The sequence below is a fragment of the Variovorax sp. PAMC26660 genome, assembly GCF_014302995.1.
Classification (GTDB): Bacteria; Pseudomonadota; Gammaproteobacteria; order Burkholderiales; family Burkholderiaceae_C; genus Variovorax.
The window spans coordinates 7,046,315-7,065,485 of the sequence record NZ_CP060295.1 but is presented as its reverse complement, the minus strand read 5'-3'; the positions used below and the strand labels follow the sequence as shown (position 1 = coordinate 7,065,485).

Sequence of the window (19,171 nt, the reverse complement as noted above, 5' to 3'; positions counted from 1 at the left end):
TGGGGGGCTTTTATTGGAGTGGGAAACGCCCCCCGATTATCTCAGCCGCCGTCTATTGCAGTCTGTCCTGATCTCGTCGGGACCATTGCAGGTATTGGTTGGGCTGGCTGCGCGGCTTGAATGCGGGTTCATTCGGGGCGCGTGCGAATGACACCAGGTGCTCCCCTCCGCGAATGTCCCCCGCTTCGCTCCTCCTTTATTTCGCTGCGGGGAGCACCTGGCGTCATTCGCACCTGGACAGGCTCTGCGTTTGCGGCCGATCAACGACCGCTCTGAGCGCTCACGTCGATACGGGGCTCTTTTTAGCTAAATAAAGGAGGAGCGAAGCGGGGGACATTCGCGAAAAAGAGCACCGTGTCGGCGTGTGCGACGCCCTGAACAGCAGCGCCTCCCTCATCACGCCGACACAAGGCGAACCCAGGCTAGCGAGCAGCAGCCCGAGCCTCTGCGACCCAGCCATCGAACAGCGCCTGATGCACCCGAATCCAGCCGTCCGTGTGGCGCTCCACATCCTGCTGCGTGTTCGCGCCCTGGCTCATGCGCAGGTTCTGGGCGTTGATGTCGCTGATCGGCAGCGTCATCACCTCGAACAGCTTGCCCGCCGCCGGGTTCTTCTCGACGAAGGCCTTGTTGGCGACGATCTGTTCCTTGTTGGCCTGGAAGCCGTAGTTCTTGCCGTTCGGCAACTGCGTGTCGACATTGCCGCCATCACCCTGCGACGACGAGAACGGCACCTGCAGCCACACCACGTCCGCACCCGGCCGCAGCACGGCGCTGACCCAGTACGGCGTCCACGTGTAGTAGAGGATCGGCTTGTCCTGCTTGAAGCGGGCAATCGTGTCGGCCATCAGCGCGGCATAGCTGCCCTGCTTGTGCGTGACGGTGTCGCGCAACTGGTAGGCCGTCAGGTGGTTCTCGATGGCCAGCTCGCAGCCCCAGCCGGGGTTGCAGCCCGTCAGGTCGGCCTTGCCGTCGCCATCGGCATCGAACAGCTTCGCGATGGCCGGGTCCTTCAGCTGCGCGATGCTGGTGATGTTGTATTGCTCGGCTGTCTTCCGGTCGATCAGGTAGCCCTGCACGGCGCCTTCTGAATACACACCCTTGCGCGACAGCTTGGCGTCGCCGCCGCTGTTCTTGTAGAAGTCGGCGTGCAGCAGGCTCCAGTGGTTGGCCATGAAGGTGGCGTCCCCGTTGGCGATCGCCAGGTGCTCGGTGGCGGGCTCGAGGTCTTTCATGGGCTCGACGGTGTAGCCGAGCTTTTCGAGCGCGCGCATCACGAGCAGCGTCTGGAACGCCTCCTCGGCGAGCGAACTCTTCAACGGCAGCACGGTGACGCCCTTGCCGGGCAACTCGCTGCCGGCCTGCGCGGCGATGCCGAAAGCGACGAAGCCAAGGGCCAGCAGGCTGCGTGCGATGAGACTGGTTTTCTTCATGCGTTGGATTCCTTCGTCGCCGTTCATTGCGCTTGCGTGGACAGGGCGGGAGCGGGCTCGTTCACCTGGCGCGAAGGCGTGCCCACCAGGCGCTGCAGCAGGCGCAGCGCAAAGCCGGCCGGGCCGGTGTGCCACCAGCGGCGCCCGGCGCTGCGGCGCGACTTGCCCATCGCCTGAGTGAGCCGGTCGAGCGAGATCGCCAGCAGCACGATGCCCAGGCCGCCCACGGTGGCCAGGCCCATGTCGAGCCGGCCGATGCCGCGCAGCACCATCTGGCCCAGGCCGCCCACGGCGATCATCGAGGCGATCACCACCATCGACAGCGACAGCATCAGCGCCTGGTTGATGCCGGCCATGATGGACGGCATGGCCAGCGGTAGCTTTACCTTCACGAGCATCTGCCAGGGCGAGGCGCCGTAGGCGCGCGCCGCCTCGATCAGGTCGGGCCGCACCTGGCGCAGGCCGAGGTTGGTCAGGCGCACCAGCGGGGCCAGCGCGAAGATGATCGTCACGATCACGCCCGGCACGTTGCCGATGCCGAACAGCATGACCACCGGCACGAGGTAGACGAAGGCGGGCGTGGTCTGCATCGCGTCGAGCACCGGGCGCATCAGGCGCTGGGCCCGATCGCTGCTGGCCAGCAGCACACCGAGCGGCAGGCCGATGACCATGCAAAACACCAGCGAGGTCAATACCAGCGACAGCGTGACCATGGCTTCAGGCCAGATGCCCAGCATGGCCACCAGCAGCAGCGCGACCGAGGTGCCGATGGCCAGCGCACGGCCGGCGAACTGCCAGGCCAGCAGGCCGATCAGCGCGATCATGGCCAGCGTGGGCAGTCCGGTCAGCAGGCTCTGCACCCAGTTCAGCGTGCTGTCGATGGGCAGGCGCACGGTCTGGAAAAAGGGGCGGAAGTGTTCGACCACCCAGCCCAGGCCCTGGTTGATCCAGGACTCGACGGGCAGGGAGCCGTCCCACAGGCGATGCAGTTGGAAGCCGCTGGTGGTTGCGTCGGCCGATCCGGCCAACTGGTGCGCCGCGTTCACGGGGGCGTCGAGCCAGGCGCTGGTCGCCGACGTGTCGGGCGCCGCGGACAGGGCCTCCCATGGATCGATGGGCGCCGGCGCTTGCGGCGGCAAGGCCGTGGCGGCGTCGTTCAGCGGCGTGAATTCGGAAGGCAGTGCGGTGTCGTTCATCAAGAGGTCCTTCGAAGTCGGTCAGGCCACGGCCGCAGTGGCGGGCGCGGGTTGCTGGGGCTGGTGCGCCGGGTCGATCGGCGGCGTGTCGCGGTCGAGAAACTTCAGCAGCGTCGTCTTGCTGATCGCGCCACAGAAGCGGCCGTCGCTTGCCACCACCGGCATCGCGCAAGGCGCCTGACCCACCTGGCCGATCAGGCCGGCCACGGGCGCGTCGGCTTCGATCACGCCAAGGTCGTTCAGGAACGCATGGCGCAGGCCCAGCGGGCCCGAGTGCCCGTCGAGCGCCGAACGCAGCGTGTCGGCGGACACGGTGCCCAGGTAGCGCTTGGTCGGGCTCGTCACATAGGCGTAGTCACGGTCCTGGTCTTCCAGCACCTTGAGCGCCGCGCGCGCACCGCGCTCGGGGTGCTCGCACACCACCGTGAGCGACTTGCGCGCGATGTCCGCCGCCTTGAACACGGCGGCTGCGTCCACGCCGCGCACGAAGCTGCGCACGTAGTCGTCGGCCGGGCTGCGCAGGATCTCGTCGGGTGTGCCGACCTGGATCACCTGTCCGTCTTTCATGATCGCGATGCGGTCGCCGATGCGCATGGCTTCGTCCAGGTCGTGCGAGATGAAGACGATGGTGCGGCGCTGCTCCTGCTGCAGCCGCAGCAGCTCCGATTGCATTTCGGTGCGGATGATCGGATCGAGCGCCGAGAAGGCCTCGTCCATCAGCAGGATCGACGGATCGGACGCCAGCGCCCGCGCCAGTCCCACGCGCTGCTGCATGCCGCCCGACAGCTCGTCGGGATAGCTGTCGCCCCAGCCCGCCAGCCCGACTTGCGCCAGCGCCAGGTCGGCCTGCGCAAGGCGCTCTTTCTTGCCGGTACCGGAGAGGTCGAGGCCGAAGGCGGTGTTCTCGCGCACCGTCATGTGCGGCATCAGCGCGAAGGACTGGAACACCATGCTGATGTCCTTGCGGCGCAGCGCGCGCAGCTTGGCATCGGAGTGCTCGTTGATGTCCGCACCGTCGATCACGATGCGCCCGGCAGTCGGCTCGATCAGTCGGTTCAGCAGGCGCACCAGCGTCGACTTGCCGGAGCCCGACAGACCCATGATGACGAAGATTTCTCCGGCCTGGATCTCGAAGGTGGCGTCGAACACGCCGATCGACTGGCCCGTGCGCGCCAGGATCTCCTTCTTGGAAAAACCTTGCCGGACCAGTTCCAGGGCTTGCTCCGGCTCGTCGCCGAAAACCTTGAAGACGTGGTCGATGAGAATTCCTTTGGCCATACGCAGGGGGCTCCTTGTGTGAGGGTGGACACAGCACCGCCCCGAAGGGCGGCAACGGCCACGCCATCAGCCGATGGGGCTGCCCGAACAGAGCGCGTGATGAATGCGCGTGCAATGGCCCGGCGAGCCGCAAAGGCTGCCGACAGGCACTGAAGACGACATGGCGACGAAACCAGTGCCCGCCGGATGCTTCGTTCGCAGAGCGACGGGCCTGGTCGAGGGGCGCCGCCTGGAAGAGCGTGACGTGGCAATGGGGCCGGAAAAATCCGGCCGGTTTTGCCGGGCTGGGCCCGGCGGATGAACCTGACACCGCGACGGGATTCAAGATCCGCGAGTAGTGCAGGTGAGACCTACAACGTCATCAACATGACTTATAGGTCCTCGGAAGCCTTTGATCATAACTTTTTGGCATGACGGCTGTCAACCTGGGAGGCGTAAGGTGATGTCAGCCGCGACGCAAAGCCCACGTCAGATGAGAGCCGTTCCTATCGGGCGATACTCGGCATCGCGCCCGGCGAGCGGGCGCGCTTTTTCCAAGACTGCGGAGCTTTTCTCATGACGACTTCCCCCAAGACCCGTGCCGAGCGCGACACCTTTGGCCCGATCGATGTGCCGGCCGACAAGCTGTGGGGCGCGCAAACGCAGCGCTCGCTGCAGAACTTCGACATCTCCGGCGAGCAGCAGCCGCGCGAGATCATCAAGGCGCTGGCGCAGGTCAAGCGTGCATCGGCCGTGGTCAACCACGCGCTGGGCCTGCAGGACGAAAAGAAGACCCACGCCATCGTGGCCGCGGCCGATGAAGTCATCGCCGGCAAGCACCCGGGCGAGTTCCCGCTGGTGGTGTGGCAGACCGGCTCGGGCACGCAAACCAACATGAACGTCAACGAGGTGCTGGCCAACCGCGCGAGCGAAATCCTTGGCGGTGAACGTGGCGAAGGGCGCCTGGTGCACCCGAACGACGACGTCAACCGCAGCCAGTCGAGCAACGACGTGTTCCCCACCGCCATGCACGTGGCCGCCGTCGAGGCCATCACGCACAAGCTGCTGCCTGCCATTGCCAAGCTGCGCGGCACGCTCGACAAGAAGGCCAAGGACTTCGCCGACATCGTGAAGATCGGCCGTACCCACCTGCAGGACGCCACGCCCCTCACGCTGGGCCAGGAGTTCTCGGGCTATGTGGCGCAACTGGCGCATGGCGAAGCGCATGTGCGTGCGGCGCTGCCGCACCTGAGCGAACTGGCACTGGGCGGCACGGCCGTCGGCACCGGCCTCAATGCGCCCAAGGGCTACGCCGAGCAGGTGGCGGCCGAACTGGCAAAGCTCACGGGCCTGCCTTTCATCACCGCGCCGAACAAGTTCGAAGCCATGGCCAGCGTCGATGCGCTGGTGCATGCTCACGGCGCGCTGAAGACGCTGGCAGCCAGCATGAACAAGATCGCCAACGACGTGCGCTGGCTCGCGAGCGGCCCGCGCAGCGGCATCGGCGAACTGAGCATTCCCGAGAACGAACCCGGTTCGTCGATCATGCCGGGCAAGGTCAACCCGACCCAGAGCGAAGCCGTCACGATGCTGGCCGCGCAGGTGTTCGGCAACGACGTCGCCATCAACATCGGCGGCGCCTCGGGCAACTTCGAGCTGAACGTGTTCCGTCCGATGGTGGCGCACAACTTCCTGCAGAGCGTGCGCCTGCTGGCCGACGGCATGGTGAGCTTCAACGACCACTGCGCCGTGGGCATCGAGCCGAACCGCGAGCGCATCACCGAGCTGGTGCAGCGTTCGCTGATGCTGGTGACGGCGCTGAACACGCACATCGGCTACGACAAATCGGCCTACATCGCGAAGAAGGCACACAAGGAAGGCACGAGCCTGCGTGAAGCGGCGATTGCTTCGGGCCACCTGACGGCCGAGCAGTTCGACCAGTGGGTGGTGCCGGAGAACATGACCGGCCGCTGAGTCGATCACCCATGAAAAAAGGACCCGCGAGGGTCCTTTTTCGTTGCCGGGCGATCAGTACCCGATTGTGTAGCGCTGGCGCGAGTGCGCCGGCTTTTCCAGCTCGTCGATGAACGCGATCGCGTAGTCCTCGAAGGTGATCCAGCTGCGGCCTTCGGCGCTCACCAGCAGGTCGTCCTTGCCGAGGCGGAACTTGGCCGTCCGCTCGCCTTCGACGAATTCGGCGGAGGGCGACAGGAAGGTCCAGTCGAGTTCCTGCTCGCCGCGCAATGCGTCGAGGAACACGCCACCGGCCGAAGCTTCGGCGCGGTACGCATCGGGGAAGTTCGGCGTGTCGATCACTTTCAGGCCCGGCGCCGCAAACAGGCTGCCGGCACCGCCGACCACCAGCAGGCGCTTGACGCCCGCGCGCTTGACCGGGCCGATGACGGCGGCGGGCGGCACGGTGGCGAAGTGCGCGGCGCTGAACACGGCGTCGTGGCCGGCGAGGGCTTTTTCGAGCGCGGGCGCGTCGAGCACGTCGAGGTCGATGGCCTTCACGTTGGCGCGGCCCGACAGCTTGTCGCTGGCCTTGCGGGCGATGGCGGTCACGGTGTGGCCGCGGCGCAGCGCTTCTTCGAGAAGGCGGCCGCCGGCACGTCCGGTGGCACCAATGATGGCGATGTGGCTCATGAGGAACTCCTGTCAGAAAGAAAAGTGGAAGGGATGAACCGCATCTTAGGTTTCTGCTTTCGAAAGAAATACCTCGAATTGCGCGTTTGTTTATTTCTAAAATCGTTCAAATGGATCGATTGAACGCAATGCGGGTGTTCGTGAACGTGGTGGATTCGGGCAGCCTCTCGGCCGCGGCCGACAAGCTCGACATGTCCCGTCCCGTGGTCACGCGCTATGTGGCCGAACTGGAGCAATGGACCGGCGCACGCCTGCTGCATCGCACGACACGCCGCCTGAGCCTCACGGCAGCGGGCGAAGAGCTGTTGCCGCGCTGCCGCCAGGTGCTGGAACTCACAGGCGACATGCAGGCCGCGGTGCGGCATCCGGCCGAGGCGCCGCGCGGACAGTTGCGCATCACCGCCAGCACCTCGTTCGCGCAGGCGCAACTGGCCGAGGCCGTGGCCGACTACGTGCGGCTTTATCCGGGCGTGGCGGTCGACCTCGTGCTGATGGACCGCGCGGTGAACCTCGTGGACGAGCGCATCGACCTCGCCATTCGCGTGGCGGTGGAGATCGACCCCAACCTGATCGCACGCCGGCTCACGGTGTGCCGCTCGGTGGTTTGTGCCTCACCGGCCTACCTCAAGGAGCATGGCAAGCCGGTGCGCGTGGAAGAACTTGCCCAGCGCAACTGCCTCACGCATTCCTATTTCGGGCGCAGCCTCTGGAATTTCACGCGCAACAAAGACGGGGAGCCGGCGTCCGTGGCCGTGGGCGGCAATGTGTCGACCAACGACGCGGCCAGCCTGATGTACCTGGCGCGGGCCGGGGCTGGCATCGCGATGCTGCCGACCTACCTGACGTCGGAGCTGGTGCAGGCCGGGGAATTGGTGCCGCTCTTTCCCGATTTCGAGCCGCAGGTGGTGGGCATGTATGCCGTCTACGCCTCGCGCAAACACATGCCGGCCACGCTGCGCACCATGCTCGACTTCCTCGCCGAGCGCTTCACCGAAATGCCTGCGTGGGACGTGCCGCACGCAGGTTAGGGCGAAGCCGTGGCGCTCAGTGAGGGGCGCCGCCTTGCGACGCGTTTGACGTCATCAGCTTGTCGGTGTAGGCGATGGCCATGGCCGAGAGCAGGAAGGCGATGTGGATCACGGTCTGCGCGATCAGCACGCGGTCGGTGTAGTTGTCTGCGTTGATGAAGGTCTTGAGCAGGTGGATCGAGCTGATGCCGATGATCGCGGTGGCCAGCTTGACCTTGAGCACCGAGGCGTTCACGTGGCTCAGCCACTCGGGCTGGTCGCGGTGGCCTTCGAGGTTCATGCGGCTCACGAAGGTTTCGTAGCCGCCCACGATCACCATGATCAGCAGGTTCGAGATCATCACCACGTCGATCAGCGCCAGCACCACCAGCATGATCACCGTCTCGTTGAGGGCGCCGACCGGCGCCGTTGTCTTGTAGCCGATGCTGGTGATCAGGGCCTGCAGCGCGGTCTGGCTGCCGAACGCGGCTTCGACCAGGTGCAGCAGCTCGACCAGGAAGTGCACCACGTACACCGCCTGCGCCACGATCAGGCCCAGGTACAGGGGCAGTTGCAGCCAGCGGCTTGCAAAGATCAGCCGGGGCAACGGTCCCATTGGCGAGGTCCGGGGAGTGGGCGGGTTCAGAGGGTCGAAAGGATCGGGCGCGGACATCGGGTGGAGGTTCGTGGAAGACCGGCGATTCTAGGGGTGCCCCCGTGTCGGACTCGTGATAACCCCGCGAACTAACATCGGGCCGTCAGTAGCCCGTAAGTGGGCCCGTCGACATTACGGCCGCATCCATCCAGGAGACAAGAGAATGAGCAGCGCATCGAAGAACATTGAATCCGTCCTGGTCGAGAACCGCGTGTTCCCGCCCGACGCCCGCGCCACCGAAGGCGCCCGAATTTCCGGCATGGCCGCCTACGAGGCGCTGTGCAAGGAAGCTGAACAGGACTTCGAGGGGTTCTGGAGCCGCTTGGCCAAAGACAACCTGCAGTGGACGAAACCGTTCACGAAGACGCTCGACGAGTCGAAGGCCCCGTTCTACGAATGGTTCGGCGACGGCGAGCTCAATGCCAGCGCCAACTGCCTCGACAGGCACATGGGCACCCCGGTCGAGAACAAGACCGCCATCGTCTTCGAGGCCGACGACGGCACCGTCACCAACGTCAGCTACAAAGAGTTGCTCGGCCGCGTGAGCCAGTTCGCCAATGGGCTGAAGGCCGCGGGCATCCAGAAGGGCGACCGCGTCGTCATCTACATGCCGATGACGGTCGAAGGCGTGATCGCCATGCAGGCCTGCGCGCGCATCGGCGCCACGCACAGCGTGGTGTTCGGCGGCTTCTCGGCCAAGGCGCTGCAGGAGCGGATCATCGACGCGGGTGCGGTGGCGGTCATCACCGCCAACTACCAACTGCGTGGCGGCAAGGAACTGCCGCTGAAGGCCATCGTCGACGACGGCATCGCGCTGGGCGGCTGCGAATCGATCAAGACCGTGTTCGTGTACGAGCGCACGGCCACCGCATGGAACCGCGTCGAAGGCCGCGACAAGACCTTCGCCGAGGCATTGAAGGGCCAGAGCACCGATTGCCCGCCCGTGCCTGTGAACGCCGAGCATCCGCTGTTCATCCTCTACACCTCGGGTTCCACCGGCAAGCCCAAGGGCGTGCAGCACGCCACCGGCGGCTACCTGCTGTGGGCCAAGCTCACGATGGACTGGACCTTCGATTCGCGTCCCGACGACGTGTTCTGGTGCACGGCCGACATCGGCTGGATCACCGGCCACACCTACGTCGCCTACGGCCCGCTCGCGGCCGGCGCCACGCAGGTGGTGTTCGAGGGCATCCCGACCTTCCCGCATGCGGGCCGCTTCTGGCAGATGATCGAGAAGCACAAGGTGTCGGTGTTCTACACCGCGCCCACCGCCATCCGCTCGCTCATCAAGGCGGCAGAGGGCGACGAGAAGGTGCATCCGAAGAACTGGGACCTGTCGAGCCTGCGCATCCTCGGTTCGGTCGGCGAGCCGATCAATCCCGAGGCGTGGATGTGGTACCACCGGAACATCGGCCACGAGAAGTGCCCGATCGTCGATACCTTCTGGCAGACCGAAACCGGTGGCCACGTCATCACGCCGCTGCCGGGCGCCACGCCGCTGGTGCCGGGCTCGTGCACCTTGCCGCTACCGGGCATCATGGCCGCCATCGTCGACGAGACCGGCAAAGACCTGCCCAATGGCGCAGGCGGCATGCTGGTCATCAAGCGGCCCTGGCCCTCGATGATCCGCACCATCTGGAACGACCCCGAGCGCTTCAAGAAGAGCTACTTCCCCGAGGAGATGGGCGGCACGATCTACCTGGCCGGCGATGGCGCCGTGCGCAGTGTCGATCGCGGCTACTTCCGCATCACGGGTCGCATCGACGACGTGCTCAACGTCTCGGGCCACCGACTGGGCACCATGGAAATCGAATCGGCGCTGGTCTCCAAGACCGACCTCGTGGCCGAAGCCGCGGTGGTGGGCCGTCCCGACGATGTGACGGGCGAGGCCGTGTGCGCTTTTGTCGTGCTCAAGCGCAGCCGCCCGACCGGCGAAGAAGCCAAGCAGATCGCCAATGAGCTGCGTGCCTGGGTCGCCAAGGAAATCGGCCCCATCGCCAAGCCCAAGGACATCCGCTTCGGCGACAACCTGCCCAAGACGCGCAGCGGCAAGATCATGCGGCGCCTGTTGCGCAGCATTGCCAAGGGCGAGGAGATCACGCAGGACACCTCGACGCTGGAAAATCCGGCAATCCTCGAACAGTTGTCAGAACGCCTGTAGGACGTGGCCGTTTATCCGTCCGGCAGCGCCGGACGGGCCCTTCGGCTGAGGTAAAACCAATTCAGTTGCCGCGCGCTCCGGTGCGTGCGGCCTGCATTTGTGTTCGATCTTTCCGAAGGAGGCCCCCATGGGTGTGAGATCCGCTTTCCTGTTTGTCATCGTGCTGCTGATTGCAGCACTCGCCGCGCTGAACTGGGGGGCGCTGTCGGCGCCCACCGATGTGTGGCTGGGCTTCATGACCGTCTCGGCGCCGCTGGGGCTGATCATGCTGGGGCTCACGGTCGTGCTCGCGGCCTTCTTCCTGGTCTACGTGCTGTACCTGCACAGTTCGGTGCTGCTCGACACCAAGCGCCACACGAAGGAAATGCAAGTCCAGCGCGACCTCGCGGACAAGGCCGAAGCCTCGCGCTTCACCGAGTTGCGCAACTTCCTCGAAGCGCAAGAGAACAAGCACATGGCGCACAACGCAGACCGTCACACGGCCGTGCTGGCGCGCATGGATCAGCTTGAAACCGCCGTCCGGTTGCGCTCCGACCAGACCGACAACACGGTGGCCGCGCACATCGGCCAGCTTGAAGATCGCATCGAGCGCCGTCCGCTGCCGGTGGACATCAACCCGCAGGGTTGACGGGGATTACTTCGTCGACAGCACCCAGGCGGCCAGCTTCTTTGCATCCGCTTCGCTGACCTGGTTGTTCGCCGGCATCGGCACCGGCCCCCAGACGCCGGAGCCGCCCTTCATGATCTTGCTGGCGAGCGTGTCGACGGCACCCTTGTCGTCCTTGTACTTCGCGGCCACATCCTTGAACGACGGCCCGAGCACCTTGCGCTCGACCGCGTGGCAACTCATGCAGTTCTTCGACGTGGCCAGGGCGAGATCGGCGAAGGCGGGGGCTGCGACGCCGAAGCCCAGGGCGACCAACAACAGGACTCTTTTCATGGGGATGTATTTCGTAAGGGCTGGGTTACATTCGATGCAACGCGATTGTAGGTAGCGCCGTGCACCGGCGTCCGGATGCGTTGCCACAAACCCCGGGGGATTCGCGATGTTGTTTTTGCTGCTGGGCCTGCTGGGCATTGCCCTCAAGTACCTCGAAGTCGGCATGGTCGCCGGCTGGAGCTGGTGGATCGTGCTTTCCCCGTTCGCGATGGCCATCGCGTGGTGGGCCTGGGCCGATTCCTCGGGCTATACCAAGCGAAGGGTCATGGAGCGGGAAGACAAGCGCAAGCAGGCGCGCATCGACCGCCAGAAGACCAACATGGGCATGAAGACCAGCAACGGCCAGCCCCCGCGCCGCTGAGCGCGGTGCCGCCGCTACCCGCCTGACAAACCCCGCGCTCCATGCCGAAAGGAGGTGCGCCATGGATGACCAAGCCGCCACCCGCGCATTGCTCGTCTTCGGCCTCTCGCTGTTGGTCGGACCGGCCATCGGCGGGCTCGTGGGGTGGCTCAAGACCTTCTTCTGGGGTGTCGGCGTCGGTGCGCTGTTGATCGGCTGCGCAGGCCTTTACGGTGCGGTCACGGTCGGCTGGCACCGCTACCAGTCGATTGCCGGCACGGACAGCGTGCAGGGCAGCCTGGTCGAGTTCGTGGAAGAGCGCAGCAAGGACAGCGACGGCCGCACGACCATATCGCGCGCGCCCATCGTCGAATACACCGCTTCCGATGGATTGAAGCGCCGCGTCAAGGGGCTGGGCGGTGGCCTGACCGGCAAGGAGTGGGGCGACCCGGTCGAGGTGCGCTACAGCAAGGCCGACCCAGCGCAGGCGTTGGTGGCCGATTTCCAGAACATGTGGGGCATCGTCTGGGGGCTTGGCATCTTCGGTGGATTTCCGACGATGTTCGGCCTCTTCTTCATGGGCATGGCGATCAGGGAAGGCCGGCACCAGGACGGGCGGCGGTTGGTGCGCGATCCCACGCCGGCGCAGCAGCGCTGGCGTACACACGGCACCGTGGTCGCCAACATGGTGTTTCTCGCGGGCTTCGCGCTCGTGTTCTTCTATCCCGATCCGAACCCGGCGAAGCAGTTCGGCGCGGGCTTCATGACCATCGGCGCCGGGGCCTTGCTGCACTTCATCGTGCAGAGCTTGCCGCCGGCGACGGATTTCCAGTTCCGCAGCATCCTCGCGATCGTCGGCCTTGGGTTTCTGGCCTTCGGCTACGGCGCGTGGATGATGGCCTGAACAAGGCTCGCCCCCAGGCTGCGTGCACTTCGCGTCACTTCGCCAACCCCCTACCGGGGGCAACACCGGAGGCCCGGCAAAGCCGGTTCCTCGGTGTTTCCCGAAGGAATCAGAACTTGTCGAGCACCGCGCCTGAGCTGGCGCTCGATGCGTTGAACGCGAACTTCGCTTGTACGCCGCGCGTGTAGCGCGGAGCCGGGGCCTTCCAGCCCTCGCGGCGCTTGGCGATCTCGGCTTCGGGCACGTTCAGTTCGAGCACCAGCTTGTGCGCGTCGATGGTGATCGAGTCGCCTTCGTTCACGAACGCGATGGTGCCGCCGGCCGCAGCTTCAGGCGCCACGTGGCCCACGACCATGCCCCAGGTGCCGCCAGAGAAGCGGCCATCGGTGATCAGGCCCACGCTTTCGCCCAGGCCCGCGCCGATCAGCGCGCCGGTGGGGGCCAGCATTTCCGGCATGCCCGGGCCGCCCTTGGGGCCGAGGTAGCGCAGCACCATCACGTCGCCGGCCACGATCTTGCCGGCCAGGATGGCCTGCAGCGCCGATTGCTCGTCGTCGAACACGCGCGCCGGGCCGGTGATGACCGGGTTCTTCAGGCCGGTGATCTTGGCGACAGCGCCTTCGGGCGACAGGTTGCCCTTCAGGATCGCCAGGTGGCCTTCGGCGTACATCGGCTTGTCGATCGTGCGGATCACGTCCTGGTCGGCGCGCGGCACGTCGGGCACGTCCTTGAGCACTTCGGCAATCGTCTGGCCGCTGATGGTGATGCAGTCGCCATGCAGCAGGCCCGCGTTCAGCAGCACCTTCATGACTTGCGGAATGCCGCCGGCCTTGTGCAGGTCGACCGCGAGGTACTTGCCCGAGGGCTTCAGGTCGCACAGCACCGGCACCTTCTTGCGCATGCGCTCGAAGTCGTCGATGGTCCATTCGACCTCGGCCGCGTGCGCGATGGCCAGGAAGTGCAGCACCGCGTTGGTCGAGCCGCCCGTGGCCATGATGACGGCCACGGCGTTTTCGATAGCCTTCTTGGTCACGATGTCGCGCGGCTTCAGGTCTTTCTTGATCGCCTCGATCAGCACCTTGGCTGACTCCTTGGCCGAGTTGGCCTTCTCGTCGTGCGGATTCGCCATGGTCGACGAGTAGGGCAGCGAGATGCCCAGCGCCTCGAACGCGCTGGACATGGTGTTGGCCGTGTACATGCCGCCGCACGAGCCGCTGCCCGGAATGGCGCGCATCTCGATCTCACGCAGGTCTTCGTCGCTCATGTTGCCTGCGGCGTTCTGGCCCACGGCTTCGAACACGCTCACGATGTTCAGGTCTTGCCCCTTGTAGCGCCCCGGCAGGATGGTGCCGCCGTACACGTAGATGGCCGGCACGTTGGCGCGCAGCATGCCCATCAGGCCGCCGGGCATGTTCTTGTCGCAGCCGCCGACCACGAGCACGCCGTCCATCCACTGACCACCGACGCAGGTTTCGATGCAGTCCGAAATGACTTCGCGGCTCACCAGCGAGTACTTCATGCCTTCGGTGCCCATGGCCATGCCGTCGGAAATGGTGGGCGTGCCGAACACCTGCGCGTTGCCGCCGGCTTCCTCGATGCCCGCGATGGCCGCGTCGGCCAGCTTCTGCAGGCCCGAGTTGCAGGGCGTGATGGTGCTGTGGCCGTTGGCGACGCCGACCATCGGCTTCTTGAAGTCGCTCTCTTCGTAGCCCATGGCATAGAACATCGAGCGGTTGGGGGCGCGGCTCTTGCCTTCGACGATGTTGGCGCTGCGGCGATTGATCTGGATTGGCTTGGTGTCCATGGTGTCTCTTGTGTCGTGGGGAGATCGAGGGGAGCGCCAAGTATCGGACTTCTGATTGATTGGTTCCAATCCAATTTGCAGCATGGATTGATATGCTCGGCATATGAATGAAGTCATGATTGACCTGCGGGCCTGGCGCCAGTTCGTCGCAGTGGCCGAAGAGCTGCACTTCGGCCGGGCCGCGTTGCGGCTGCACATGACGCAGCCGCCGGTGACGCAAGCCATCGCCCAGCTCGAAAAGACGCTGGGCGTGGTGCTGTTCGACCGCACCCGAAGGCGCGTGGCGCTCACGCCCGCCGGCGAGGCGCTGTTGCCCGACGTGCGCGAGCTGCTGGCACGCGCCCAGGCGCTGCCCGCGCGGGCCCGTGCGGCGGCGGCGGGGCAGGTGGGCCGCGTGCGCATCGCCTTCGTTTCGACCGTCGGCTTCGAGCAGTTGCCGGCCTGGGTGCGCGAGTTCCGCGTGCTGTGCCCCGAGGTGGCGCTCGAACTGGTCGAGGCCACCGGCGACGTGCAGCTCGAAGCCTTTGCGCGCGGCGAGATCGATGCCGGGCTGATGCTGCATTCGCCCGGCGCTGCGCCGCCGGGACTGACGCGGCTTGCCGTGTCCGAAGAGCCGCTGGTGCTCGCGCTGCCGGCTCGGCATGCGCTGGCCCGCACACAGAAGCTGTTGTTGTCCGATGTGCTGGCCGAGCCGCTGGTGATCTTCCCGCGCCGCATCGTGCCTTCGCTGCACGACGCGATCTTCGGGCTCTATCACGCGGCAGGCCGGGTGCCGCAGCTCTCGCAGGAGGCCATCCAGATGCAGACCATCGTCAACCTGGTGTCGGGCGGCATTGGCGTGGCCTGGGTGCCGGAGAGCGTCACGCAGTTCAGGCGCGCGGGCGTGGTGTACCGCCGCGCCGCGGAATTCGCGCCGGCCGCGCGGCGCCGCAGTGCGCCGACGCTTCCCGTCTGCGAGACCAGCCTCGTGTGGCCCGCCGGGGCCGCCAACCCGGCGCTGGAGCGCTTCGTGGCGTTCGTGCGCGAGCTCAAGCTATAAACGGCGGCGTTGGCACCGCGTCGGTGCGCTCGAAGAAGTGAAGAAGAATCGCATGAAGACCCCAGCCTCCTTCCTCGTCCGTTGCACTTTTGTGGTGGCGGCGGCCCTGTGTGCGTTGGCCGTGCAGGCGCAACCTGCGGCCCCCCAGTTCAAGGACTATCCGGCCGATGCGGCATACACCGGAGCGAACCACGCGCTGGTGATCGACAGCGACTTCGCCAAGCTGTTCCGCACCCGCCTCAGGAATGCGATTGCTTCGAGCAAGCCGGACTTCGCGGGTCGCTACATCGTGGTGCGCTGGGGTTGCGGAAGCGACGGATGCAACATGGGCGCGGTGATCGATGCGACCACGGGGCATGCCACCGCGCTGCCGGTGGTGCTCTCCAGCGCGTCTCCGGTGAAGCCGGAGTTCGGGAACGAGGCCGGGCAGGAACTCATCTACAAGCGCTCCAGCCGCCTGATGGTTTTCGCGGGCGACATCAACATCGAGCAGCCGAAGGGCGGCAGCGGGGACACAGTCGCGTTCTACGAATTTGCCAACGGCAAGTTCAGGCTCGTCAAGAGTCTTCCTTACGGCCGCAAGGACATGACGGCGCGCTGACGGCGCAAGGCGCGGCGAGCCGGATCAAGGGCTGAGCGAGTCAGCCAGCAGCGTCTCGAGCCAGCCCGCGAACGCCTGCATCCGGCGCGACAGGTTGCGCCGGTGCGGATACACCAGATGCACCGGCAGCGGCTCGGCGCGCGCGTCGGGCATCACCTCGACCAGTTCGCCGGCTGCAAGATGCTCGCGCACGTCGTAGGCGGGAATCTGGATCAGGCCCAGCCCGGCCAGTGCGCAGGCGATGTAGGTTTCGGCGTTGTTGGTCGTCACCTGGCTGGGTATTCGCAAGGTGTGTGTTTCGCCATCGCGCTGCCATTCCCACGGCGCTGCGCGGCCACTGGTCGGCGAGGCGTAGTTGACCGCGAGGTGTTGCGGAAAATCCGCAGGCGTGCGCGGCGTGCCGTGCCGCGCCAGATAGGCCGGGCTCGCGCAGTTGATCAGCGTGAAATGCCCGAGCGGCCGCGCCACCAGACTGCTGCTTGCCAGGGGCCCGACGCGCAGCGCGCAATCGACGCCTTCGAGCACGAGGTCCACCGCGCGGTCGCTGGAGCCGAGTTCAAGCTCGATGCCCGAAAAACGCTCGAAGAAGCTCGGCAGCGCCGGCGCGATCAGTCGCCGCGCGATGCGGCTCGGCACGTCGACCTTGAGCCGTCCGCTCACGTGGCCGTGCGCGGGCAGGAACTGCTGCTCGATGTCTTCCATGTCGGCCACCAGCGCGCGGGCCCGCTCCAGCATCACCTCGCCGTCGGGGGTGAGGCTGACGCGTCGCGTGGTCCGGTGGAGCAGGCGCGAGCCCAGCCGTGTTTCGAGCTGCTGCACGGCCGTCGAGATGGTCGCGCGCGGCAGGCCCAGCCGGTCGGCGGCGCGCGTGAAGCTGCCGGTTTCGGCCACGCGCAGGAAGACCTGGAGAAGGTCGATGCGGTCCATTCGCTGTTTGCCTGATTGTTCGTGATTTATTGAACAGTCTAGCCTTGGATCGTTGATTTATCCGCGCACCGGCGACCAATAGACTCCAGCTCGCAGTCACACATCCACATCTCTTTTCAGGAGTTCATTCATGTCCGCACGCACACTCAAGAACAAGGTCGCCGTCATCGCCGGCGGCGGCAAGAACCTCGGCGCCCTGATCGGCCACCAACTGGTCGACAGCGGCGCCCGTGGCATCGCCATCCACTACAACAGCGATGCTTCGCGCGCCGACGCCGAGGCAACCGCCGCCGCGCTCAAGGCCAAGGGCGCCGACACGCTGCTGGTGCAGGGCGATCTCTCCGTGGTCGAGAACAACGTCCGGTTGTTCGACCAGGCCGTCAAGCATTTCGGCCAGGTCGACATTGCCATCAACACCGCCGGCGTGGTCATCAAGAAGCCGATCCTCGATGTCACCGAAGCCGACTACGACAAGAGCTTCGATGCCAATGCCAAGGCGGCCTTCTTCTTCATCCAGCAGGCCGGCCGCACCTTGGCCGAAGGCGGCAGCATCGTGTCGATCGTGAGTTCGCTGCTGGCGGCCTACACACCGTTCTATGCGATCTACCCGGGCTCGAAGGCTGCGGTGGAGCACTTCACGCGCGCGGCTTCCAAGGAGTTCGGCGAGCGCGGCATCTCGGTCAATGCGATCGGCCCGGGACCCATGGACACGCCGTTCTTCTACGGCCAGGAAAGCAAGGAAGCCGTCGAATACCACAGCAGTGCTGCCGCGCTGAGCAAGTTCTCGAAGAAGGGCCTGACCGACATCGAGGACATCGCGCCCATCGTGCGCTTCCTGGTCACCGAAGGCTGGTGGATCACGGGCCAGACCATTTTCGCCAACGGTGGCTACACGACCCGCTGACACGACATGCACACGATCCTGGTGATGGGCGGTGGCTTCGTGCTGCTGGTGGTGTTTCTTCTGGCCGGCCGCTTCATGGGCGACGGCTCCGCGCTGGCGCTCGCCACGGCCGCCAAATGGTTCATTCCGGCGTGGTTCATCGGCGCCGGCATCAACATGGCGGTGGGCGTGATCAAGGCAGGCTACTCGGTGGCCGAAGAACTGCCGATCTTCCTGCTGATCTTCGCGGTGCCGGCCGTGGTGGCGGGGCTCGTGTGGTGGAAGTTCGGGCGCTGACGTTGCCCTGAATGTCCCCGTGCCGGCCCCGACATTCAGGCCGGGCACAATCCGCGGATGCTCATGTATCCGCAGATCAATCCCATCGCCCTGCAACTGGGGCCGGTGGCCATCCACTGGTACGGCCTGACCTACCTGGCCGCCTTTGCGCTGTTCTACTTTCTCGGCACGCGCCGGCTGCGACATGAGCCGTACCGCTCGCTCGTCGGTGCCGGTGCCTGGCAGCGCAAGGACATCGAGGACATTCTTTTTCTCGGCGTGATGGGCGTGATCGTCGGTGGCCGGCTCGGCTACTGCCTGTTCTACAAGCCCGAGTTCTATCTCACGCATCCGCTCGAAATTCTCTACGTGTGGCAGGGCGGCATGAGCTTCCATGGCGGCATGCTGGGCGTGATCGGTGCGATGGTCTGGTTCTCGCATTCGCGTGCGCGGCCGTTCTGGCAGGTGATGGATTTCGTCGCGCCCTGCGTGCCGACGGGCCTGGCCGCGGGCCGCGTGGGCAACTTCATCAACGGCGAGCTGTGGGGCCGATTCAGCAGCCCCGACCTGCCATGGGGCATGGTGTTCCCGCAAAGCGGCTCGATGCTGCCGCGCCATCCCTCGCAGGTCTATCAGTTCCTGCTTGAAGGCTTGCTGCTGTTCGTGATCATGTGGCTCTACGCGCGCAAGGAGCGCAAGCAGGGCCAGGTGGCGGCGGTGTTCCTGATCGGCTATGGCGCTCTGCGCTTTTTTGCCGAGTACTTCCGCGAGCCCGACGATTTCCTCGGCCTGCGCGCATTGAGCCTGAGCCAGGGTCAGTGGCTCAGCGTGCCGATGGTGATTGCCGGCATCGCGTTGTGGTTCTGGTTCGGCCGCACGAAGACTGTCGCTGCTCGGGCCTGAGTTCGTCGGTTTCTCGGGGCCTGTGTTGAGGCCGGCTTTTCTTCTGGGCGCTGCTGCTGTTCAGGGCGTCGCTCCCGCCGACACGGTGCTCTTTTTCGCGAATGTCCCCCGCTTCGCTCCTCCTTTATTTAGCTAAAAAGAGCCCCGTATCGACGTGAGCGGTCAGAGCGGTGGTTGATCGCAAGATCAATAGCAGCGT

Annotated in this window: 19 protein-coding genes; 11 read left to right on the top strand and 8 right to left on the bottom strand. The window is 65.7% G+C overall.

Annotated elements, in window-relative coordinates; genetic code table 11:
* Positions 1-422: 422 nt before the first annotated feature.
* From proX to proV, 3 genes are read right to left on the bottom strand one after another with little or no spacing between them, the layout of a single operon-like run.
* Positions 423-1,433, bottom strand: coding sequence for a glycine betaine/L-proline ABC transporter substrate-binding protein ProX (gene proX / locus H7F35_RS33150; RefSeq protein WP_187110707.1), 1,011 nt, complete (start codon positions 1,431-1,433; stop codon positions 423-425).
* Positions 1,434-1,456: 23 nt separating this feature from the next.
* Complete coding sequence (gene proW, locus H7F35_RS33145) at positions 1,457-2,629, bottom strand: glycine betaine/L-proline ABC transporter permease ProW (protein ID WP_187110706.1); 1,173 nt, start codon at positions 2,627-2,629, stop codon at positions 1,457-1,459.
* A 21-nt stretch (positions 2,630-2,650) separates the two neighbouring features.
* A complete protein-coding gene (proV, locus tag H7F35_RS33140) occupies positions 2,651-3,907 on the bottom strand; it encodes a glycine betaine/L-proline ABC transporter ATP-binding protein ProV (RefSeq protein WP_187110705.1) in 1,257 nt (418 codons plus the stop codon).
* 555 nt (positions 3,908-4,462) lie between these two features.
* Between proV and fumC the strand changes: the two genes are divergently transcribed.
* On the top strand, positions 4,463-5,860 hold the full coding sequence (gene fumC, locus H7F35_RS33135) for a class II fumarate hydratase (protein ID WP_187110704.1): 1,398 nt from the start codon (positions 4,463-4,465) through the stop codon (positions 5,858-5,860).
* 54 nt (positions 5,861-5,914) lie between these two features.
* Here fumC and H7F35_RS33130 read toward each other — a convergent pair whose 3' ends face one another.
* Entirely contained in the window at positions 5,915-6,532 is a 618-nt protein-coding gene (locus H7F35_RS33130) for an NAD(P)-dependent oxidoreductase (protein WP_187110703.1), read from the bottom strand.
* A gap of 110 nt (positions 6,533-6,642) precedes the next feature.
* On the opposite strand from H7F35_RS33130, the gene H7F35_RS33125 reads away from it, so the two are divergent.
* Entirely contained in the window at positions 6,643-7,560 is a 918-nt protein-coding gene (locus H7F35_RS33125) for a LysR family transcriptional regulator (RefSeq protein WP_187110702.1), read from the top strand.
* A 16-nt stretch (positions 7,561-7,576) separates the two neighbouring features.
* Here the strand turns inward: H7F35_RS33125 and H7F35_RS33120 are convergent, their stop codons facing one another.
* Entirely contained in the window at positions 7,577-8,212 is a 636-nt protein-coding gene (locus H7F35_RS33120; protein ID WP_187110701.1) for a YqhA family protein, read from the bottom strand.
* A gap of 145 nt (positions 8,213-8,357) precedes the next feature.
* Here H7F35_RS33120 and acs point away from each other — a divergent pair, with 145 nt between their 5' ends.
* Complete coding sequence (gene acs / locus H7F35_RS33115) at positions 8,358-10,355, top strand: acetate--CoA ligase (RefSeq protein ID WP_187110700.1); 1,998 nt, start codon at positions 8,358-8,360, stop codon at positions 10,353-10,355.
* Between the two features lie 127 nt (positions 10,356-10,482).
* On the top strand, positions 10,483-10,983 hold the full coding sequence (locus H7F35_RS33110; RefSeq protein WP_187110699.1) for a LapA family protein: 501 nt from the start codon (positions 10,483-10,485) through the stop codon (positions 10,981-10,983).
* A 6-nt stretch (positions 10,984-10,989) separates the two neighbouring features.
* Here H7F35_RS33110 and H7F35_RS33105 read toward each other — a convergent pair whose 3' ends face one another.
* A complete protein-coding gene (locus H7F35_RS33105; RefSeq protein WP_187110698.1) occupies positions 10,990-11,295 on the bottom strand; it encodes a c-type cytochrome in 306 nt (101 codons plus the stop codon).
* Between the two features lie 106 nt (positions 11,296-11,401).
* Here H7F35_RS33105 and H7F35_RS33100 point away from each other — a divergent pair, with 106 nt between their 5' ends.
* The gene (locus H7F35_RS33100; protein WP_187110697.1) at positions 11,402-11,656 is read left to right on the top strand and encodes a TIGR04438 family Trp-rich protein; all 255 of its coding nucleotides are present in this window, start codon (positions 11,402-11,404) and stop codon (positions 11,654-11,656) included.
* A 61-nt stretch (positions 11,657-11,717) separates the two neighbouring features.
* Positions 11,718-12,539, top strand: coding sequence for a DUF3592 domain-containing protein (locus tag H7F35_RS33095; protein ID WP_187110696.1), 822 nt, complete (start codon positions 11,718-11,720; stop codon positions 12,537-12,539).
* 109 nt (positions 12,540-12,648) lie between these two features.
* On the opposite strand, the gene ilvD is transcribed toward H7F35_RS33095, so the two are convergent.
* Positions 12,649-14,343: a dihydroxy-acid dehydratase gene (ilvD, locus tag H7F35_RS33090; protein ID WP_187110695.1), complete on the bottom strand. Its 1,695-nt coding sequence runs from the start codon at positions 14,341-14,343 to the stop codon at positions 12,649-12,651.
* A gap of 103 nt (positions 14,344-14,446) precedes the next feature.
* Between ilvD and H7F35_RS33085 the strand changes: the two genes are divergently transcribed.
* Both H7F35_RS33085 and H7F35_RS33080 read left to right on the top strand, forming a co-directional pair.
* Entirely contained in the window at positions 14,447-15,382 is a 936-nt protein-coding gene (locus H7F35_RS33085) for a LysR family transcriptional regulator (RefSeq protein WP_187110694.1), read from the top strand.
* A gap of 52 nt (positions 15,383-15,434) precedes the next feature.
* Entirely contained in the window at positions 15,435-15,983 is a 549-nt protein-coding gene (locus tag H7F35_RS33080) for a hypothetical protein (protein ID WP_187110693.1), read from the top strand.
* A 24-nt stretch (positions 15,984-16,007) separates the two neighbouring features.
* Here the strand turns inward: H7F35_RS33080 and H7F35_RS33075 are convergent, their stop codons facing one another.
* Positions 16,008-16,910, bottom strand: a complete 903-nt coding sequence (locus tag H7F35_RS33075) for a LysR family transcriptional regulator (RefSeq protein ID WP_187110692.1) — start codon at positions 16,908-16,910, stop codon at positions 16,008-16,010.
* Positions 16,911-17,040: 130 nt separating this feature from the next.
* Here H7F35_RS33075 and H7F35_RS33070 point away from each other — a divergent pair, with 130 nt between their 5' ends.
* The 3 genes from H7F35_RS33070 to lgt are packed head-to-tail and all read left to right on the top strand — an operon-like array spanning position 17,041 to position 18,972.
* Positions 17,041-17,814 carry an SDR family oxidoreductase gene (locus tag H7F35_RS33070; RefSeq protein ID WP_187110691.1) on the top strand — a complete coding sequence of 258 codons (774 nt, stop codon included), beginning with the start codon at positions 17,041-17,043 and terminating at the stop codon, positions 17,812-17,814.
* 6 nt (positions 17,815-17,820) lie between these two features.
* Positions 17,821-18,090, top strand: a complete 270-nt coding sequence (locus H7F35_RS33065; protein WP_187110690.1) for a hypothetical protein — start codon at positions 17,821-17,823, stop codon at positions 18,088-18,090.
* A 57-nt stretch (positions 18,091-18,147) separates the two neighbouring features.
* Positions 18,148-18,972 carry a prolipoprotein diacylglyceryl transferase gene (lgt, locus tag H7F35_RS33060; RefSeq protein WP_187110689.1) on the top strand — a complete coding sequence of 275 codons (825 nt, stop codon included), beginning with the start codon at positions 18,148-18,150 and terminating at the stop codon, positions 18,970-18,972.
* The last annotated feature ends 199 nt before the right edge of the window (positions 18,973-19,171 follow it).

Coding starts and splice junctions, on each gene's coding strand:
- H7F35_RS33120 (WP_187110701.1), bottom strand. CDS start 8,212: ATGTCCGCGCCCGATCCTTTCGACCCTCTGAACCCGCCCACTCCCCGG.
- H7F35_RS33125 (WP_187110702.1), top strand. CDS start 6,643: ATGGATCGATTGAACGCAATGCGGGTGTTCGTGAACGTGGTGGATTCG.
- proV (WP_187110705.1), bottom strand. CDS start 3,907: ATGGCCAAAGGAATTCTCATCGACCACGTCTTCAAGGTTTTCGGCGAC.
- proX (WP_187110707.1), bottom strand. CDS start 1,433: ATGAAGAAAACCAGTCTCATCGCACGCAGCCTGCTGGCCCTTGGCTTC.
- H7F35_RS33130 (WP_187110703.1), bottom strand. CDS start 6,532: ATGAGCCACATCGCCATCATTGGTGCCACCGGACGTGCCGGCGGCCGC.
- H7F35_RS33070 (WP_187110691.1), top strand. CDS start 17,041: ATGTCCGCACGCACACTCAAGAACAAGGTCGCCGTCATCGCCGGCGGC.
- proW (WP_187110706.1), bottom strand. CDS start 2,629: ATGAACGACACCGCACTGCCTTCCGAATTCACGCCGCTGAACGACGCC.
- H7F35_RS33080 (WP_187110693.1), top strand. CDS start 15,435: ATGAAGACCCCAGCCTCCTTCCTCGTCCGTTGCACTTTTGTGGTGGCG.
- H7F35_RS33100 (WP_187110697.1), top strand. CDS start 11,402: ATGTTGTTTTTGCTGCTGGGCCTGCTGGGCATTGCCCTCAAGTACCTC.
- H7F35_RS33065 (WP_187110690.1), top strand. CDS start 17,821: ATGCACACGATCCTGGTGATGGGCGGTGGCTTCGTGCTGCTGGTGGTG.
- acs (WP_187110700.1), top strand. CDS start 8,358: ATGAGCAGCGCATCGAAGAACATTGAATCCGTCCTGGTCGAGAACCGC.
- H7F35_RS33085 (WP_187110694.1), top strand. CDS start 14,447: ATGAATGAAGTCATGATTGACCTGCGGGCCTGGCGCCAGTTCGTCGCA.
- H7F35_RS33105 (WP_187110698.1), bottom strand. CDS start 11,295: ATGAAAAGAGTCCTGTTGTTGGTCGCCCTGGGCTTCGGCGTCGCAGCC.
- lgt (WP_187110689.1), top strand. CDS start 18,148: ATGCTCATGTATCCGCAGATCAATCCCATCGCCCTGCAACTGGGGCCG.
- H7F35_RS33075 (WP_187110692.1), bottom strand. CDS start 16,910: ATGGACCGCATCGACCTTCTCCAGGTCTTCCTGCGCGTGGCCGAAACC.
- H7F35_RS33110 (WP_187110699.1), top strand. CDS start 10,483: ATGGGTGTGAGATCCGCTTTCCTGTTTGTCATCGTGCTGCTGATTGCA.
- fumC (WP_187110704.1), top strand. CDS start 4,463: ATGACGACTTCCCCCAAGACCCGTGCCGAGCGCGACACCTTTGGCCCG.
- ilvD (WP_187110695.1), bottom strand. CDS start 14,343: ATGGACACCAAGCCAATCCAGATCAATCGCCGCAGCGCCAACATCGTC.
- H7F35_RS33095 (WP_187110696.1), top strand. CDS start 11,718: ATGGATGACCAAGCCGCCACCCGCGCATTGCTCGTCTTCGGCCTCTCG.